This is a genomic window from Mesorhizobium sp. M0830 (assembly GCF_040319965.1).
In the GTDB taxonomy this organism is placed as follows: domain Bacteria; phylum Pseudomonadota; class Alphaproteobacteria; order Rhizobiales; family Rhizobiaceae; genus Mesorhizobium.
This window is the reverse complement of record NZ_JAMYOR010000068.1, coordinates 1-16,685: the sequence shown is the minus strand read 5'-3', so window position 1 is coordinate 16,685 and position 16,685 is coordinate 1. Positions and strand designations below refer to the sequence as shown.

The 16,685-nt window shown below is 63.0% G+C and carries 19 protein-coding genes and 1 pseudogene; 10 read left to right on the top strand and 10 right to left on the bottom strand.

Going from position 1 to position 16,685, the window contains the following annotated elements; all coding sequences use genetic code 11:
• Positions 1-3: 3 nt before the first annotated feature.
• From NKI20_RS28530 to NKI20_RS28510, 5 genes are all read right to left on the bottom strand, one after another.
• On the bottom strand, positions 4-375 hold the full coding sequence (locus NKI20_RS28530; RefSeq protein WP_023758905.1) for a cupin domain-containing protein: 372 nt from the start codon (positions 373-375) through the stop codon (positions 4-6).
• A 4-nt stretch (positions 376-379) separates the two neighbouring features.
• The gene (gene sucC / locus NKI20_RS28525; protein ID WP_352728765.1) at positions 380-1,573 is read right to left on the bottom strand and encodes an ADP-forming succinate--CoA ligase subunit beta; all 1,194 of its coding nucleotides are present in this window, start codon (positions 1,571-1,573) and stop codon (positions 380-382) included.
• A gap of 16 nt (positions 1,574-1,589) precedes the next feature.
• Positions 1,590-2,558 (bottom strand): malate dehydrogenase, encoded by a 969-nt coding sequence (gene mdh, locus NKI20_RS28520; RefSeq protein ID WP_352606045.1) that lies wholly within the window; start codon positions 2,556-2,558, stop codon positions 1,590-1,592.
• A 497-nt stretch (positions 2,559-3,055) separates the two neighbouring features.
• Positions 3,056-4,255 (bottom strand): cell division protein ZapE, encoded by a 1,200-nt coding sequence (gene zapE, locus NKI20_RS28515; RefSeq protein WP_352606047.1) that lies wholly within the window; start codon positions 4,253-4,255, stop codon positions 3,056-3,058.
• A 40-nt stretch (positions 4,256-4,295) separates the two neighbouring features.
• Complete coding sequence (locus NKI20_RS28510; protein WP_023758909.1) at positions 4,296-4,835, bottom strand: protease inhibitor Inh/omp19 family protein; 540 nt, start codon at positions 4,833-4,835, stop codon at positions 4,296-4,298.
• Positions 4,836-5,115: 280 nt separating this feature from the next.
• On the opposite strand from NKI20_RS28510, the gene NKI20_RS28505 reads away from it, so the two are divergent.
• The 9 genes and pseudogenes from NKI20_RS28505 (at position 5,116) to NKI20_RS28465 (ending at position 13,061) form a co-directional block, all read left to right on the top strand.
• Complete coding sequence (locus NKI20_RS28505) at positions 5,116-6,135, top strand: MBL fold metallo-hydrolase (RefSeq protein ID WP_352606049.1); 1,020 nt, start codon at positions 5,116-5,118, stop codon at positions 6,133-6,135.
• A gap of 71 nt (positions 6,136-6,206) precedes the next feature.
• On the top strand, positions 6,207-6,773 hold the full coding sequence (locus NKI20_RS28500; RefSeq protein ID WP_352836727.1) for a hypothetical protein: 567 nt from the start codon (positions 6,207-6,209) through the stop codon (positions 6,771-6,773).
• 101 nt (positions 6,774-6,874) lie between these two features.
• Positions 6,875-7,036 carry a DUF1328 family protein gene (locus tag NKI20_RS28495; RefSeq protein ID WP_023758912.1) on the top strand — a complete coding sequence of 54 codons (162 nt, stop codon included), beginning with the start codon at positions 6,875-6,877 and terminating at the stop codon, positions 7,034-7,036.
• Positions 7,037-7,108: 72 nt separating this feature from the next.
• Positions 7,109-7,993 carry a diaminopimelate epimerase gene (gene dapF, locus NKI20_RS28490; protein WP_352836723.1) on the top strand — a complete coding sequence of 295 codons (885 nt, stop codon included), beginning with the start codon at positions 7,109-7,111 and terminating at the stop codon, positions 7,991-7,993.
• Entirely contained in the window at positions 7,993-9,306 is a 1,314-nt protein-coding gene (mtaB, locus tag NKI20_RS28485; RefSeq protein ID WP_352836720.1) for a tRNA (N(6)-L-threonylcarbamoyladenosine(37)-C(2))-methylthiotransferase MtaB, read from the top strand. Before dapF ends, mtaB begins: the two co-directional genes overlap by 1 nt.
• Before the next feature lie 12 nt (positions 9,307-9,318).
• On the top strand, positions 9,319-11,145 hold the full coding sequence (gene ftsY / locus NKI20_RS28480) for a signal recognition particle-docking protein FtsY (RefSeq protein ID WP_352836718.1): 1,827 nt from the start codon (positions 9,319-9,321) through the stop codon (positions 11,143-11,145).
• Between the two features lie 61 nt (positions 11,146-11,206).
• Entirely contained in the window at positions 11,207-11,863 is a 657-nt protein-coding gene (locus NKI20_RS28475) for a septation protein A (RefSeq protein ID WP_352606058.1), read from the top strand.
• Between the two features lie 9 nt (positions 11,864-11,872).
• A pseudogene (locus tag NKI20_RS28470) lies at positions 11,873-12,492 on the top strand (pyridoxamine 5'-phosphate oxidase family protein).
• Positions 12,493-12,530: 38 nt separating this feature from the next.
• On the top strand, positions 12,531-13,061 hold the full coding sequence (locus NKI20_RS28465) for an NADPH-dependent FMN reductase (protein WP_352836768.1): 531 nt from the start codon (positions 12,531-12,533) through the stop codon (positions 13,059-13,061).
• A 113-nt stretch (positions 13,062-13,174) separates the two neighbouring features.
• Here NKI20_RS28465 and NKI20_RS28460 read toward each other — a convergent pair whose 3' ends face one another.
• Both NKI20_RS28460 and NKI20_RS28455 read right to left on the bottom strand, forming a co-directional pair.
• Entirely contained in the window at positions 13,175-13,384 is a 210-nt protein-coding gene (locus NKI20_RS28460; protein WP_352606062.1) for a tautomerase family protein, read from the bottom strand.
• Positions 13,385-13,588: 204 nt separating this feature from the next.
• On the bottom strand, positions 13,589-14,509 hold the full coding sequence (locus tag NKI20_RS28455; protein WP_352606064.1) for an SMP-30/gluconolactonase/LRE family protein: 921 nt from the start codon (positions 14,507-14,509) through the stop codon (positions 13,589-13,591).
• A 302-nt stretch (positions 14,510-14,811) separates the two neighbouring features.
• On the opposite strand from NKI20_RS28455, the gene NKI20_RS28450 reads away from it, so the two are divergent.
• Positions 14,812-14,979 (top strand): hypothetical protein, encoded by a 168-nt coding sequence (locus tag NKI20_RS28450; protein WP_081738754.1) that lies wholly within the window; start codon positions 14,812-14,814, stop codon positions 14,977-14,979.
• A gap of 161 nt (positions 14,980-15,140) precedes the next feature.
• On the opposite strand, the gene NKI20_RS28445 is transcribed toward NKI20_RS28450, so the two are convergent.
• The 3 genes from NKI20_RS28445 to ccmB all read right to left on the bottom strand — a co-directional run.
• Complete coding sequence (locus NKI20_RS28445; RefSeq protein ID WP_352836713.1) at positions 15,141-15,716, bottom strand: DsbE family thiol:disulfide interchange protein; 576 nt, start codon at positions 15,714-15,716, stop codon at positions 15,141-15,143.
• On the bottom strand, positions 15,713-15,880 hold the full coding sequence (ccmD, locus tag NKI20_RS28440; RefSeq protein ID WP_352836709.1) for a heme exporter protein CcmD: 168 nt from the start codon (positions 15,878-15,880) through the stop codon (positions 15,713-15,715). The genes NKI20_RS28445 and ccmD overlap by 4 nt, the downstream gene beginning before the upstream one ends.
• Before the next feature lie 180 nt (positions 15,881-16,060).
• On the bottom strand, positions 16,061-16,685 hold a 625-nt coding region (gene ccmB, locus NKI20_RS28435; protein ID WP_352836706.1), incomplete at its 5' end, for a heme exporter protein CcmB.

The window sequence follows — 16,685 nt, the reverse complement described above, 5'->3', positions numbered from 1 at the left end:
GGGTCAGAGCCGCTTCAGGTCGGAGACGGTGAGGTCGCTCTTGGCGTTGCCGGTGTTGAGCGTCGTCGCCGGCTCGAACATCAGCACCACGGGCTCCGAAGTCAGCGAGCGCGGCCTGTGCTCGACGCCGCGCGGCACGACGATGAAATCGCCCTCGCCAAGCTCGACCGGACCGTCGCGAAAATCGATGGCAATGCGCCCACGCAGCACGAGGAAGGCCTCGTCCTCATTGTCATGCGCGTGCCAGTCGAAGGATTCGCCGAACTTGGCGACCTTGGCCTGGCTGTCATTGATGTCGCCGGCAATGTGCGGATCGAAGACCTTGCTGATCTTCGCATCCGCCGCCTCGACCAGATTTATCTTGCGCGGAGGCATCCGCTCAGCCCTTCACCGCCGCAACGATCTTCTTGGCCGCGTCGTCGAGATCATCGGCCGACACCACGTTGAGGCCGCTATCGTTGATGATCTTCTTGCCGAGCTCGGCATTGGTGCCTTCCAGGCGCACCACCAGCGGCACTTCAAGCCCGACTTCCTTGACCGCAGCAATCACGCCCTCGGCAATGATGTCGCACTTCATGATGCCGCCGAAGATGTTGATCAGGATACCCTTGACCGCCGGATCCTTGGTGATGATCTTGAACGCCGCTGTCACTTTTTCCTTCGACGCACCGCCGCCGACATCGAGGAAGTTGGCCGGTTCGGCGCCATAGAGCTTGATGATGTCCATCGTCGCCATGGCAAGGCCGGCGCCGTTGACCATGCAGCCAATATTGCCGTCGAGCGCGACGTAGGCGAGGTCGTATTTCGACGCCTCGATCTCCTTCTCGTCCTCTTCGGTGGTGTCGCGCAGTTCGAGCACGTCCGGGTGGCGGAACAGCGCGTTGTTGTCGAACGACACTTTTGCGTCGAGCACGCGCAGCCGCCCGCTCTTCATGACGATCAGCGGATTGACCTCGAGCAGGCTCATGTCCTTCTCGACGAAGGCCTTGTAGAGGATCGGGAACAGCGTATCGCCGTCCTTGGCCGCGTCGCCGTCGAGCTTCAGCGCGCCGTTGAGCGCCTTCAGATCGGCCGATGTGACGCCCTTTTCCGGATCGATGGCGACGGTGATGATCTTTTCCGGCGTGTCATGCGCGACCGCTTCGATGTCCATGCCGCCTTCGGTCGAGACGACGAAAGCAACGCGGCCGACCGAGCGGTCGACGAGGATCGACAGGTAGAGTTCGCGCTCGATGTCGGCGCCGTCCTCGATGTAGAGGCGGTTGACCTGCTTGCCGGCCGGGCCGGTTTGCTTGGTCACCAGCGTATTGCCCAGCATCTCATTGGCGTTGGTGACGACGTCGGCGACCGACTTCGCCAGCCGCACACCGCCCTTGGCATCCGGGCCGAGCTCCTTGAATTTGCCCTTGCCGCGGCCGCCGGCATGGATCTGGCTCTTCACCACATAAAGCGGACCGGGGAGCGCCTTGGCGGCGGCTTCCGCTTCGTTCGCCTTGAACACCGGTACGCCCTCGGCCACCGGCGCGCCGAACGACTTCAGCAGCGCCTTGCCCTGATACTCATGGATGTTCATCTGGATTTTCTCCGGGTTACTTGGCGGCGAGCTGCGGTGCGATCTTGACGCAGGCCTCGGTCAGGCCCTGCACCGTCGCCACCGAACTGTCGAACATCTTCTGCTCGCTCTTGTTCAGGTCGATCTCGATGATGCGCTCGACGCCGCCGGCGCCGATCACCACGGGAACGCCGACATAGGTGTTCTTGACGCCATACTGGCCGGAAAGATACGCGGCGCACGGCAGCACGCGCTTCTTGTCCTTGAGGTAGGCTTCGGCCATCGAGATCGCCGAGGCGGCCGGCGCGTAATAGGCCGAGCCGGTCTTGAGCAGGCCGACGATCTCGGCGCCGCCGTCGCGGGTGCGCTGTACGATCTGGTCGAGCTTTTCCTTCGAGGTCCAGCCCATCTTGATGAGGTCGGGCAGCGGAATGCCCGACACCGTCGAATAGCGGATCATCGGCACCATGGAATCGCCGTGGCCGCCGAGCACGAAGGCGGTGACGTCCTCGACCGAGACCTTGAATTCCTCAGCCAGGAAATAGCGGAAGCGCGCACTGTCGAGCACACCGGCCATGCCGACGACATGGCTCTTGGGCAGGCCGGAGAACTTCTGCAGCGCCCAGACCATGGCGTCGAGAGGATTGGTGATGCAAATGACGAAGGCCTTCGGTGCGTACTTCTTCAGTCCGGCGCCGACCTGCTCCATGACCTTGAGGTTGATGCCCAGAAGGTCGTCTCGGCTCATGCCAGGCTTGCGCGGCACGCCGGCGGTGACGATGCAGACATCGGCACCCTCGATACCGGCATAGTCGTTGATGCCGGTGAGGCGGCTGTCGAAGCCATCGACGGGCGACGACTGCGCGATATCGAGCCCCTTGCCTTGCGGGATACCTTCGGCAATATCGAACAGCACCACGTCGCCGAGGTCCTTGAGGCCGATCATATGGGCGAGCGTGCCGCCGATCATGCCAGAGCCGATGAGCGCTATCTTGTTGCGTGCCATGTCAGGATGTTTTCCCTTTGTCGGTGACGGTGTCTCAAATCTTTTAACGACTTGATGGCACGTCGAAGAAGAGGCTGGAATGCTGTGAGGACCCGCGAGATTTTCGCCGCACCCAATAGCCTCGGAGCGGCATAAATTCAAACGATTATTTTGAGGCGAGCATTTTCAATCGGTTAGAGTGATTGGGATTTACGTAAACGTCAAAGTTTGTAAGCCGACTTGCGGGAATTTACACAATCGCCATGGAAATCAGAAGGCTATATATGCCGGAGATGACGCCCTTGTGATGCGGGCACCAAATCTCTCCCCTCGAGGGGAGATGTCGCCAAAGGCGAAGGGGGTCGTCACGCGTGGAGCGCTGGCGCCATCTGTGCCGCGCCCAGTCGAACCAACGCCCTCTGGCCTGCCGGCCATCTCCCCCTCAAGGAAGGAGATCGATCGTCGCGCCGGTTTCGCCAACCGTCAACGATGCAAGAGGGGAACCTACGTCTCTGAGCCTACGCCTGCGCCTGCTGCGCTTCTGGCGCCGCCTTCACCTTCTGCCGCTCCGCCCAATCCTCCAGCCATTCGTGGCTCTGCATCTCGATCAGGCGCGATGCCGTGCGCTCGAATTCGAAGACCTCGACGCCACGCTTTGCGAGATAAAGCTGCGGCGGTGGAGCCTCCGCACTCATCACCAGCCGCACATGATGGTCATAAAGCGTGTCGATCAACAGGATGAAGCGCTTGGCCTCGTTGCGCTTGCCTTCGCCGAGCACCGGGACATGGTCGACGAAGATGGTCGAAAAGCGCCCGGCGATCGCCAGGTAGTCGCGTGCCCCAAGCGGCCTTTCGCAGAGATCTGCGAAGGAAAACCGCGCCGCATCGCCTGCTGCGCGCGGCACGACCACTTGCCGGCCCTTGAGGGTCAGCGAGGTCTCCGTAATCGGCACGCCACGCGTCATGGTTTGCCAGGCCTCGTCGAGTATCTGGTCGGCCGCCGCACCGGCCGGCGTGACATAGACCGGCATGCGGGCGAACTTTTCCAGCCGGTAGTCCTTGTCGGCGTCGAGTGCCAGCACCTGTGCATGCCGCTCCAGAATGCCGATGAAGGGCAGGAAAAGCTGGCGGTTCAGCCCTTCTCTATAAAGATCTTCCGGCGCCACGTTCGAGGTGGCGACCAGCACCACGCCGTTGGCAAACAGCGCCGAAAACAGCCGCGACAGGATCATCGCGTCGGCAATGTCGGTGACCGAGAACTCGTCGAAGCACAGCACCCAGGCCTGCTCGGCAAGCGCCTTGGCGACGGGCGGGATCGGATCGTCTTCCCTGACGTCACCGTTCTTGCGCGCCTGCCGGTGCTTCTGGATGCGGTCCTGGACATCGGCCATGAAGTCGTTGAAGTGGACGCGGCGTTTGCGCCGTACCGGCACAAGCTCGAAGAACATGTCCATCAGCATGGTCTTGCCGCGGCCGACGCCGCCATGGATGTAGAGCCCTTTGACGGCCTCGTGCGTTCCGCGCTTGCGGGCAAACAGCCAGCCCAGCGCGCTGGACTTCTGTGCCAGCCGCTTGGCCGAAATCTCATCGGTCAGCCGGTCAAGCGCAGCTGCGATCCGCTCCTGTAGCGGATCGCGTTCGATCGCCCCCGTTTCCACCAGATGGTCGTAACGCTGCCTGACGGTCGCATGGATCTGGAGGCCGTCACGCAGATGCATCGGTCATGTCGTTCCGGAGCAATTTCCAGGAAAAATATGTCTATCTTGTAAGCGAAATCGGCTGGCCGTTCGAAGTCTGGCCGTCGAATTTCGAGCCGCCCGAGGAATAGAGCCGCGCCAGCGCACCGCCATTCTCGTCATAAAGCGTCAGTTGCTTGCCGGCGACGTTCCACGACTTGATGCCGTCGATCGGTGCCGGGCAATGCAGCGGCCCGGCGCGGAAGCCGGCACCGAACTTGGTCTGCGGCGTCGCCACCTTGCAGCTCTGGCCCGAAACGCTGGCATTCCAGACGCCGGCGACGCTGGCGGCATTGAGATCCGAGGCTCCGGCGGGCGCCGTACCGTCCGGCGGCAGCGAGGCCACCTGCGTATTCGCCGGCGCGGTCGGGAATTGCGACGGGTCCGTGGTGCCGGGCGACGCCGGCGGCGGTAGCTGGTTCGCGGTCACCTTGCCGGCGGGCGCGGCCTCCAGCGGTGCCGGCTGCTGATCGCCCATCGACGAGAAACGTGAGGTCGAACAGCCGCTCGCAACGAGCGCGGCCAGCGATACGGCCACCAGGCCGGTTTTCGAAAAAGTCATTCCAACCTCCGTCGGATCCGGCTGGGGGGAAGCCGTCCGCACAATCTCACCTCCACCAAGATGGAGAAGGTGGCGAAATTTCAACCCGATATGGTTAAAATACGGTTTGCAGCAAGATTTGTTGCAAATTTGTCGCAATCGCGATGGTACGGGCCACTGTCGCGCGTCGCCCTGAGGTCCCGGTTGACACTGGCCGCCCCCTGGCATTCGGCGGTCACACGCTTGCGCAAGCAGGCACAGCGCCTATGTCAGGGAGACGCAACCTGCCGGAGCCGCAAAATTGGCCGCGAGAAAGAGAGCCGCCAATCGCTACTATAGCGGCCCGCCCAGCGATCATTTCGACGGCACCTTGTTCTTCAATCCCGACGGCCAGCTGCCCGGCCGTTTCGCCGACCTGCTGAAATGGCAGTTGAATGGCAAGCGCTCGAAATGGCCGGCGACGAATCCAAGCCCCTTCCCGCAGGCAAAGCCGGCCGCGAGCGTCGAAGGCGCCGCGCTTGATGTGACGATGGTGGGCCATTCCAGCTTGCTGATCCAGACGGCCGGTCTGAACATCCTGACCGACCCGGTCTGGTCGCAGCGCGCGTCGCCGCTTTTCTTTGCCGGTCCACGGCGCATCAATCCGCCAGGCATCGCTTTCGCCGACCTGCCGCCGATCGACCTCGTGCTGGTCAGCCACAATCATTACGACCATCTCGACCTCGCCACGCTGAAGCGGCTGAAGGCCGGCCACGACCCGCTGGTGCTCACTCCGCTCGGCAACGATACCCTGATTGGCGATGCGATTCCCGGCATGCGGCTGTCGGCGCACGATTGGGGCGACAGGGTCGAGGTCGGCAATGGCGTCGTCGTCCATGTCGAGCCGGCGCACCACTGGTCGGCGCGGGGCGCCCGCGACCGGCGCATGGCGCTGTGGGCCGGCTTCGTCGTCGGGACGCCGAACGGCAAACTCTATTTCGCCGGCGACACCGGCTTCCACGGCGGCATCAACTATCGGCTGATGGCCGAGAAACATGGCGGCTTCCGCTTCGCCATCCTGCCGATCGGTGCCTATGAGCCGCGCTGGTTCATGGCGCCGCAGCACCAGAATCCGGAGGAGGCGGTGCAAGGCATGACATTGTGCAACGCCGCTTTCGCCGCCGGCTGCCACTGGGGCACTTTCCAGCTCACCGACGAACCGATCGACGAGCCGGCGCGAAAACTGACCGAGGCGCTTGATGACCAAGGCGTCCCACGAGAGCGCTTTCGCGCCTTGCGGCCCGGCGAGGTCTGGAGCGTGCCCGAGATCGGGCGCGACTGACGTCTGCATTGGCCATTTACGCCCCGGTCATTTTCGCAGATGGTCAGCCTAACGGGCAAAGGGGAATTCAGATGAAATCGATCGTGGCAGTTCTGATGGCGCTGGCGTTTTCGACGCCATGCGCTTTCGCAGGCGAAATCGGCGACCGCGCCACCGAGGCCGAAAAACTGCTGCAGTCGGGTGACGGCGCCGGCGCGCTGGACAAATTCCGCGGCGCGGAGGAAGCCTTCTGGCAAGCGATGCCGCTGACCGTCCAGAATGTCAAACAGGTCGATTCCGCAAGCGGTTTCGGCATCTACAGCGAGCGTGCCAATCGCATCTACAAACCTGGCGAGAAGATCGTGCTCTATATGGAGCCTGTTGGCTACGGCTATGGCACGGACGGTCTTGGCAACAGCATGATCGCACTTTCCGTCGACATCACCGTCGTTTCAGCGGCCGGCGAGACCCTCGGGACAAGTGAGAAGGTCGGCCGTGTCCAGGTCGCCTCCCGCTCACACAACCGCGAACTGTTCTTCAAGCTGGACCTCTCCCTCGACGGCTTGCCGCCCGGCAAATACCGGTGCGACTTTCTCATGCATGACGAGAATTCGAGCAAGACGGCGCCCTTCACCACCGATATCGAGATCGCCGGCTAGGTCGGTCAACGGGCAGCGGCCTCGCAAGCCGACGGGAACCCAAGCGCGGCAACCGCGTTTTTCATACGGTTTCAAAATCTATCGGTTTGCGAGGCATTCCCATGCTCAAATGGATTGTCATTTTGCTGATCATCGCCGCGGCGGCGAGCCTGCTCGGCATGCCGGCGCTGGCAGGTGCTGCCGCAACCGGTGCGCGCATCCTCATCGGCATCGTTCTGATCATCTTCCTGTTGATGGTACTCGGCATTTTCGCGGTGACGTAAAGTGGCTCCGCACTGGTAATTCCTGCCCGTTTCCGCCATATAGCGCCAATCGGACACGGAATTTTCGGAGCAATGGCCAGCACCGCCCCATTCGCCAAGATGAACGGCATCGGCAACGAGATCATCGTTGCCGACATGCGTAGCCGTGCCGATCGGGTGACGGCGGCCGCGGCAATCGCGCTGAACGCGGATGCCGCGACAAGGTTCGACCAGATCATGGCGATCCACGACGCCAGGACGCCGGGCACCGCCTTTTTCATCGACATATTGAATTCCGACGGAACCGGCGCGCAGGCCTGCGGCAATGGCATGCGCTGCGTTGTCCAGGCGCTCGCCGCCGAGACCGGCCAGAAGACCTTCACTTTCGAGACCGTCGCCGGCATTCTCAACGCGCGCGAACATGCCGACGGCTCGATCTCGGTCGACATGGGCATACCGCGCTTCGGCTGGCAGGACATTCCACTGGCCGAGGAATTCCACGACACCCGCATGATCGAGCTGCAGATCGGCCCGATCGACGCGCCGGTGCTGCATTCACCCTCTGTCGTCTCGATGGGCAATCCGCACGCCATCTTCTGGGTCGATCGCGACGTCTGGTCCTACGAGCTCGACCGTTTCGGCCCGCTGCTCGAGAACCATCCGATGTTTCCCGAACGGGCCAACATCACCATCGCTCAGGTCACCTCACCCGAAACCATGATCATCCGCACATGGGAGCGTGGCGCCGGCCTGACCAAGGCCTGCGGCTCGGCCTCCTGCGCCGCAGTGGTCGCAGCCGCCCGCACCAACCGGACCGGTCGCAGCGTCAGCCTGCTGACCCCCGGCGGCGGCACGCTGCATGTCGAATGGCGCGACGATGACCACGTCATCCTCACCGGCGCCGCCGAATGGGAATTTTCCGGCAGCTTCGATCCGGCGGCTGGAACATGGGCCCGCGACACCGAAAGCGCGGCCTGATGTCCGCTCTGTCCAAGAGCCCGGTGTCCAAGGGCATCGATGTGGTGACGTTCGGCTGCCGGCTGAACACCTATGAATCGCAGGTGATGCGGCGCGAGGCCGAAAGTGCCGGCCTTGGTGCGCTGGAAGGCGGCGCCGTGATCTTCAACACCTGCGCCGTCACCGGCGAAGCCGTGCGCCAGGCCAAACAGGCGATCCGCAAGGCGCGCCGCGACAACCCGCAAGCCCGCATCATCGTCACCGGCTGCGCCGCGCAGACCGAGCCTGAAAAATTCGCCTCAATGGACGAGGTCGATCTCGTGCTCGGCAACGAGGAGAAGCTGAAGGCGAACTCCTATCGCGCGCTGCCGGATTTCGGCGTCAACGACACCGAGAAGGCGCGCGTCAACGACATCTTTTCGGTGCGCGAAACCGCAGGCCACATGGTCGACGCCATCGAGGGCCGCGCACGCGCCTTCGTACAGGTGCAGAACGGCTGCGACCACCGCTGCACCTTCTGCATCATTCCTTACGGCCGCGGCAATTCGCGCTCGGTGCCCATGGGCGCCGTGGTCGACCAGGTCAAGCGGCTCGCCGGAAACGGCTATGCCGAGATCGTGCTGACCGGTGTCGACATGACCAGTTTTGGCGCCGACCTGCCGGGCGCGCCGAAGCTCGGCAGACTGGTAAAAACCATCCTCAGGCAGGTGCCCGATGTGAAGCGCCTCCGGCTGTCCTCGATCGATTCTATCGAGGCTGACGACGATCTGCTCGACGCCATCGCCACCGAGCCCAGGCTGATGCCGCATCTGCATCTGTCGCTGCAATCGGGCGACGACATGATCCTGAAGCGCATGAAGCGCCGGCACAATCGAGACCAGTCGATCCGCTTCTGCGAGGACGTTCGCAAGCTGCGCTCCGGCATCGTCTTCGGCGCCGACATCATCGCCGGCTTCCCGACCGAGACCGACGAAATGTTCGAGAACTCGGAAAAAATCGTCGAGGAGTGTGGCCTGACCCATCTCCACGTTTTCCCCTTCAGCCCGCGCGACGGCACGCCTGCCGCGCGCATGCCGCAGCTCCGCCGAGAATTGGTCAAGCAGCGCGCCGCCCGGCTGCGCGCCGCGGGTGACGCTGCCTATGTCAGGCATCTGTCATCGCTTTCCGGAACCCGTCAGTCGATCCTGATCGAGCGCGACGGACTTGGCCGAACCGAAGGGTTTACGCTTGCCGCACTCGGCACGGGCGCACCGGGCGAAATCATCGGGGCCGATATATCGGGCCACGATGGTGCCCGGCTGATCGCGACCCCCCTTGCCGCCCGCGCGGCCTGAGAAACGTAAAGCATGGCTGGTTTTTTCAAGAAGATATTTTCGTTCGGCAAGAAGGAGGTGGTCGAGGAGCGGGTCGACGAAACCGCCCCTTTGCCGCCGATCAAGTGGGAAGCACTCGATGCGCTGAAGCCGGCGGCCGAGCAGGTCGTGCCGGAGTTTTTGAAGCGCGACGAGCTGGAGCCCGAGGCGGAGACTGCGCCAACGCCCGCGGTCGAGCCGAAGGTGATCCCTGCGCCGGAACCGGCGCCTGTCGAGGAGCCGGCGCCCGAACCGGCACCTTCGATTCCGCCAGCGCCGGAGCCTACCGTTCCGCCCGCGCCGGAACCTCTGCCGAAGCCCGAACCGGAAGAAGAACCCGCGCCTGAGACGCCTGCCGAGCCGCCGGCGCCCGAGGAAATACCAACACCTCCCGCCGTCCCGGAACCTGCTCCCAAACCTCAGCCGCAAGAGCTACCGCCACCCGCGCCGGCCGAGCCGGAGATCGTTCCGTCACGCCCGGAAAAGCAACCGGAACCGGCCCCGGTCGAAGTGCCGGTGCCGCCGGTCGAGGTTCCACCGGCAGAGACACCAACTCCGATCGAGGTGCCGACGCCGGCGCCGGCCCCTCAGCCACCATCAGACTTCGAAGAAGAAGCCTCAACGCTGACGCCCGCCTCGCTCCGTCCTTCACGGGGAGAGGGTAAGGGTGAGCGGCAGCGCGAACCTGCACAAGGCGTGGCAGCGAGTGAACCGGAAGCTCCGCCGGCCGAAATCGCACCTCCCATTCGCCAGCCTGCGCCGATCGAATCGCAGCCGGTCATAGCCGAGATCGCGCCCGAACCGCAGGCCGTCCCCGCGCCAAAATCCGTTCCTGGCAAGGTAACCGTCACCAGGAAGGTCGAGCAGAAGGCAGAGCCGCAGAAGGCACCGGAGCCGGCGCCGAGGCGCTCATGGTTCCAGCGCATGAAGGACGGGCTTGCCCGTTCGTCCAAGGAACTGACCGGCAACATTGCCGGGGTCTTCACCAAGCGCAAGCTGGACGAGGAGACGCTGCAGGATCTGGAGGACGTGCTGATCCGTGCCGATCTCGGCATGGAAACCGCGCTGCGCGTCACCGATGCGCTGGCCGCCAGCCGCTACGGCAAGGATGTCTCCGACACCGAGGTTCGCACCATCATGGCGGCCGAGGTGGAGAAGGTGCTGACCCACGTCGCCATGCCGCTGGAACTCGATCTCTCGCACAAGCCGCATGTCATCCTGGTGGTCGGCGTCAACGGCACCGGCAAGACCACGACCATCGGCAAGCTTGCCGCCAAGCTCACCGATGGCGGCCTGTCGGTGATGCTCGCCGCCGGCGACACGTTCCGCGCCGCCGCGATCGAGCAGTTGAAGATCTGGGGCGAGCGGACGAAATCGCCTGTCATCGCCTCCAAGCTCGGCGCCGATGCCGCCGGCCTCGCTTATGACGCCTTCGAGAAGGCCAAGGACGCCGGCTCCGACGTGCTGATCATCGACACCGCCGGCCGCCTGCAAAACAAGACCGAGTTGATGGCGGAGCTCGAAAAGATCGTCCGCGTGCTCGGCAAGCTCGATCCGGAAGCGCCGCACACCGTGCTGCAAACGGTCGATGCCACCACCGGCCAGAATGCACTCAACCAAGTCGAAATCTTCCGCAATGTCGCCGGCGTCAACGGCCTTGTGATGACCAAGCTGGACGGCACGGCGCGCGGCGGTATTCTGGTGGCGATCGCGGCGAAGCACAAATTGCCGGTCTATTTCATCGGCGTCGGCGAACAGGTCGACGACCTCGAACCGTTCTCGGCAAGCGAATTCGCCAGGGCGATCGCTGGAGTTGCCTAACAAGCATGTCCCAAAAAGTTGCAGCCTTTTTGGATCGGATCCTGCGTAAGAAAGAGCTTCCATGAACCCACCCATTCTCGAACGCGATCCGTCCGATCCGCAAAAACAAAAGAAGGAAGGCGTCAATCCGCTGCTCAAGCTGGTGTTGGAGCTGGGGCCGTTGATGGTGTTCTTCTTCACCAATGCGCGCGGCGCCTGGCTAGTGCAGAAATTCCCTGTCCTGGCCGAGTTCGGCGGCCCGATCTTCGTCGCCACCGGCCTGTTCATGGCCGCCACGGCAATCGCGCTGATCGCCTCATGGCTGCTGATGCGCACCTTGCCGATCATGCCGATGGTGTCGGGCGTCGTCGTCTTCATCTTCGGCGCGCTGACGCTCTATCTGCAGGACGACATCTTCATCAAGATGAAGCCGACCATCGTCAACACGCTGTTCGGTGGCGTGCTGCTTGGCGGCCTCTACTTCGGCAAGTCGCTGCTTGGCTATGTCTTCGATTCGGCCTTCAGCCTCGATGCCGAAGGCTGGCGCAAGCTGACCTTTCGCTGGGGCCTGTTCTTCCTGTTCCTGGCCCTTGCCAATGAGGTGGTGTGGCGGAATTTTTCCACCGACGCCTGGGTTACCTTCAAGGTCTGGGGCATCATGCCGATCACGCTTCTGTTCACCTTTAGCCAGATGCCGCTGATCCTGCGCCATTCGCTTGAGGACAAGACCGGGAAATAGGAGAGGGCCGTGGAATTCGTCACCACGCGCGACGAACTGAGGACGATCTACAAGACGCCGCGACCGACCGACGGCTCGATCCGTAAGGAATTGAAAGCGCTCGACGGCCATTGCCGCTCCTTCATTGGCAAGAGCCCGTTCGTGCTGATCGGCTCATCCGACGGCGCCGGCAATGCCGACGTGACGCCGAAAGGTGACAAACCGGGCTTTGCCGCCGTGCTCGACGACACCACCATCGCCATTCCGGACCGACCCGGCAACAACCGGCTCGACACGCTGGAGAACATCCTCCTCCATCCTCGGTCGGACTGCTCTTCCTCATTCCCGGCATGAACGAGACGCTGCGCGTCAACGGCGAGGCCCGCATCACCGTCGACGGGGGCCTTCGCGAGCGGCTTGCCATCGACGGCAAGGAACCGCAAAGCGTCGTCGTGGTCACCGTCAAGGCCGCCTACATGCATTGCGCCAAGGCCTTCATGCGCTCGGATTTGTGGAAGCCGGAGACCTGGTACGACCGCGCGACGCTGCCGACGCTCGGCCAAATCCTGCGCGATCAGTTGGCGGTTGCCGATTCGGCCGAGGCGACCGACCGCTGGCTCGATGAGGAATATAAGCAGACGATGTGGTAGGTTTTTCGGACGACGATTCGTCCGCCCGGTTTCCTGCCTTGCTGAACATCCTTGCCATCTCCGGCAGCCTGCGGGCGGCCTCCACCAATTCGGCCCTGATCGCGGCACTGGCGTGCAATGCGCCGACCGGCTGTCGCATCGCCATCTATGACGGGCTTGGCCGTCTGCCGATCTTCAATCCCGACGATGAGGGCGAGCGGACGCCGCTCGAAGCCGCCGAACTGATCGACGCCGTCACCCGTGCCGACGGCGTTATCATCTCCTGTCCCGAATATGCCCACGGCGTGCCCGGCGTACTGAAGAACGCCCTCGACTGGCTGGTCTCGCGCGACGCCGCCGTCGCCAAGCCCGCCATGCTGGTGCACGCCTCGCCACGCTCGCTGTTTGCCCGCGCCGCATTGGCCGAGATCATGCACACCATGTCGTTCGCGCTTTGCGACGATGTGCTGGAGATTGCCCTGCTCGGCAAGAAGCCGGCGGAGGTGGAAGCCATTCTGGCCGAGCCAAAAAAACGGCTGGCGATGCATGATGCGCTGAATGCTTTCGCGGATTTCATTCGCGCGCGTTGATGCTGAGCGGCCATCACCGCGCTTCATCATCCTAGGGCGGAGCAAGGAGCGCAGCGACGCGGCGCAGACCCTAGGATGACGAAGGCGTGGGGCTGGGCCGCCATGCCTTCGAACTACTTCTTCCCCCTCAATGTCTCCACATCCGTCTTCCCGACATACCAGTCACGCGCATTGACCTCCTCGAAGACCACCCAGATATCGTCATTGCCAAGGCCCGTGGCGTCCATGATGGCCGCCGTGACCTTCTTGGCGATATCCGCCTTCTTGCCCGCCGGATCGGCGGCGATCACTTCCTTGACGATGCGGATGTTGACGAATGGCATGACGTCCTCCCCTTCGATTTGTTGACTGTCGGTATGAGACTGTTTCGAAATTCGCTCTGGCGAGTCATATGGTGGTGGTTTCGAGAACCGGAGCGCAGCGGACATTTGGGTCCGTGAGCTCAGTTCTACTGCGCTGACGCAGTAGAACGGGGAAGCGCAGAAAACGCCATCAGATGGCCGCCAGAGTAGAATTTCCAAACAGTCTCAATAGGTCTTGGCGCCGTTGACCATGAGCCGCACCATGTAGAGCGAGGTCGTGCCTGCGATGTAGAGGCAATTCAGCTTGTTGCCGCCGAACACGCAATTGGCGGTCACCTCCGGCACCTTGATCTTGCCGATCAGCGTGCCGTCCGGATCGTAGCAATGGATGCCGTCGGCAGCACTTGTCCAGATGCGTCCGTCCTCGTCGAGGCGGAAGCCGTCGAACAGGCCGGCGGTGCAGTCGGCGAAGATCTTTTCGCCCGACACCTTCTTGCCGCCCTTGCCGACATTGAACACCCGCAAATGCGCCGGGTTCTGCGCGCCATGCGTGCGGCCGGTGTCGGCGACATAGAGCTTGCTCTCGTCAAGCGAGAAAGCCAGCCCGTTGGGCCTGACCATGTCAGTGATAACGGCTTCGACGTCGCCGGTGCCGGGATCGACCCGGTAGACATGGCAGGCGCCGATTTCGCTGTCGGCCTTGTCGCCTTCATAGTCGGTGTCGATGCCGTAGCTCGGATCCGTGAACCAGATCGAGCCGTCCGACTTCACCACCGCGTCGTTGGGCGAGTTCAGCCGCTTGCCCTTCCATTTGGCGGCGATGGTGGTGACCGAGCCGTCGAACTCGGTGCGGCTGACGCGGCGGCCCGAATGCTCGCAAGTCACCAGCCGGCCCTGCCGGTCGACCGTATTGCCGTTGGAGTTGCCGGATGGTTGCCGGAAGACGCTGACATTGCCGTCGGTCTCGTCATAGCGCAGCATGCGGTTGTTGGGGATGTCGGACCAGACGACATAGCGGCCGGCGGCGAACCAGGCCGGTCCTTCCGCCCACTGGCATCCGGTGAACAGCTTCTCGACCTGCGCGTTGCCGTTGAACAGGCGTGCGAAGCGTGGATCGAGAACTTCATAATAGTCTGCGGCCGCCATACTTTTCCTCCCGGCATCACGTGAGATCGGATCAAGCCAGCCGGCGATCGATATGGCAAGATCGATCCGTGAAATCGTCCGCGGTCTCCTTCAGACGTGATTGAGGGAATGCGGGTTGATCGCGGTTAACTTGGGTTAAGTCGGCTTAACTCGGGTAAATGTGGCTTTAACCGGCTATGCGCTGGACGCAATGGTGCATTGCAACATCTTCTTTTTGCAATGCACCATTACTATGTCATGCTTCGTATCGATCAAGGGAGGAATAACGGCCGCGCAAATGCGGCGCCATAAGGAACCTTGCTATGATCCTCGACAGTCTCATGACCCGCGCTCGCAATAGCATTGCCAAGCGCAAGCACTACAACCGCCTTGTCGCCGAAATCGACAGCTTTTCCAGCCGCGATCTCGCCGACATGCGCGCCGACCGCTCGGAAATGCTCTACCAGGTCCACAAGCAGATCTACGGCTGATCTCAAGTCTCTCGTGATACGCGCCGCCAAGGCGCGTTGAGATTCAGGTCAGGCCGAGCCGAGAATGGTGGGTTCCGAGAACCGGAGCGGAGCGTACTTTTGGGTACGTGAGCACCGGAAGCGCAGGAAGCCGCCGTTCGTAGGCCGGCATCACCTGAATATCAACGTGCCGCCAGCGCCTTTTCAATTTGTGGCAGCAAAAGATCCCTCGCCGTCTCGGGCGTCAGCGGACCGACATGCTTGTAGGCGATCTTGCCGTCCTTGCCGATGACGAAGGTTTCCGGCACGCCGTAGACACCCCAGTCGATCGCCGCGCGGCCGGCTTCGTCGACCCCGATCGCCTGAAACGGATTGCCGAGATCGCCGAGGAACCGGCGGGCGTTTTCCGGCTGGTCCTTATAGTTCAGCGCCGCCAGGACAAAACGCTTGTCCTGCGACAGCGCCAAAAGCACCGGATGCTCTTCGCGGCACGGCGCGCACCACGATGCAAAGACGTTGACCAATGTGACCTTGCCGGCGAAGGCTTTCGAATCGAGCCCCGGCAGGTTGCTGCCTTCGAGCGCCGGCAGGCTGGTCTGCGGCGCCGGCAGGCCGATCAGCGCCGACGGCACCTCCGAAACGTCGCGCCCCGATAACAGTTGCGACAGGAACAGTCCGGCCAGGCCGAGGAAAATCAGCAGCGGCAAGAGCACGAACAGGCGGCGACGGGGTGTCGGCGTTTCCGTTTGTGTGCTCATGATTTGGCTGCCTTGTCGGAGCGACGCCGCACGCCGGCCGCCTCCAGTTCGGCGAGCTCGCGTTTTCGGGCCCGCTGGTCGAGCAGGATCCAGCCGATCAGCCCGATCAGCACCACGGCGGTGATGCCATAGGCTGCGGTCACATAAAGTGCGTGCGCGCTCATGGCTGCCGCTCCATCGACGACGTCCTTCCTTGCAACCGCATCCTTCCGTCTCGCCCGATCATACCTTCCCATAACGGCGTGCTGGCAGCTTCGCAATCGGCTGCCGCACCGCCGCCTCCGAACTTATAGGATCGCTGCGCCGCGACCCCTTGATGTCGCGCAAACCATGACTGATGTCACTCAATCCGTGCCGTGGCGCAGCGCCAGCGCCGCCGAGACTGGACCCAGCACTGCAAGAAACAGTGTCAGCGCGGCAAGAATGAGGAAGGGTTGCAGAAACGGGTCGGGATTGGCCGTCGCGCCATAGCTCGCCGAAACGCCGAAGATCAGCACCGGAATGGTCAGCGGCAGCACCAGTACCGAGATCAGTAGCCCGCCACGCGGCAGCGCCACCGCCACCGCCGCACCGGCGGCACCGATAAAGGTGATTGCCGGAGTGCCGACCAATAGGGTCAGCGCCGTCGCGCCGATGCCGAGCGGCTCCATGTTCATGAACAGGCCGAGCAAGGGAGCGGCGATGACCAGCGGCAAAACGCTGCCCGCCCAATGCGCCAGGCATTTGGTCAGCACCGTCAAGGCCAGCATGTTGCGATCATTGCCGAGCACCAGCAGATCGAGCGAGCCGTCCTCGCGGTCGGCCTGGAACAGCCGGTCGAGGCCGAGCAGGCAAGACAGCAGCGCGGGGCAACAAAAGAAAACCCGGGCGCGAACGGCCAACCGCGTGAGATAAGGTGGGACCCCCCACCGGCGTGTGGGGGTGAAGGCGGGGGAGAAGAATAACCCGGGAAACGCCCCCCCCCCCGCC

Bases quoted from the DNA above. Each gene is read 5' to 3' on its own strand.
- NKI20_RS28455 (WP_352606064.1), bottom strand. From the start codon at position 14,509: ATGGCGGCCGCAGACTATTATGAAGTTCTCGATCCACGCTTCGCACGC.
- NKI20_RS28530 (WP_023758905.1), bottom strand. From the start codon at position 375: ATGCCTCCGCGCAAGATAAATCTGGTCGAGGCGGCGGATGCGAAGATC.
- mtaB (WP_352836720.1), top strand. From the start codon at position 7,993: ATGTCCGCTCTGTCCAAGAGCCCGGTGTCCAAGGGCATCGATGTGGTG.
- NKI20_RS28475 (WP_352606058.1), top strand. From the start codon at position 11,207: ATGAACCCACCCATTCTCGAACGCGATCCGTCCGATCCGCAAAAACAA.
- NKI20_RS28445 (WP_352836713.1), bottom strand. From the start codon at position 15,716: ATGAGCACACAAACGGAAACGCCGACACCCCGTCGCCGCCTGTTCGTG.
- NKI20_RS28495 (WP_023758912.1), top strand. From the start codon at position 6,875: ATGCTCAAATGGATTGTCATTTTGCTGATCATCGCCGCGGCGGCGAGC.
- NKI20_RS28450 (WP_081738754.1), top strand. From the start codon at position 14,812: ATGATCCTCGACAGTCTCATGACCCGCGCTCGCAATAGCATTGCCAAG.
- sucC (WP_352728765.1), bottom strand. From the start codon at position 1,573: ATGAACATCCATGAGTATCAGGGCAAGGCGCTGCTGAAGTCGTTCGGC.
- NKI20_RS28510 (WP_023758909.1), bottom strand. From the start codon at position 4,835: ATGACTTTTTCGAAAACCGGCCTGGTGGCCGTATCGCTGGCCGCGCTC.
- NKI20_RS28460 (WP_352606062.1), bottom strand. From the start codon at position 13,384: ATGCCATTCGTCAACATCCGCATCGTCAAGGAAGTGATCGCCGCCGAT.
- zapE (WP_352606047.1), bottom strand. From the start codon at position 4,255: ATGCATCTGCGTGACGGCCTCCAGATCCATGCGACCGTCAGGCAGCGT.
- mdh (WP_352606045.1), bottom strand. From the start codon at position 2,558: ATGGCACGCAACAAGATAGCGCTCATCGGCTCTGGCATGATCGGCGGC.
- NKI20_RS28500 (WP_352836727.1), top strand. From the start codon at position 6,207: ATGAAATCGATCGTGGCAGTTCTGATGGCGCTGGCGTTTTCGACGCCA.
- ftsY (WP_352836718.1), top strand. From the start codon at position 9,319: ATGGCTGGTTTTTTCAAGAAGATATTTTCGTTCGGCAAGAAGGAGGTG.
- dapF (WP_352836723.1), top strand. From the start codon at position 7,109: ATGGCCAGCACCGCCCCATTCGCCAAGATGAACGGCATCGGCAACGAG.
- ccmD (WP_352836709.1), bottom strand. From the start codon at position 15,880: ATGAGCGCGCACGCACTTTATGTGACCGCAGCCTATGGCATCACCGCC.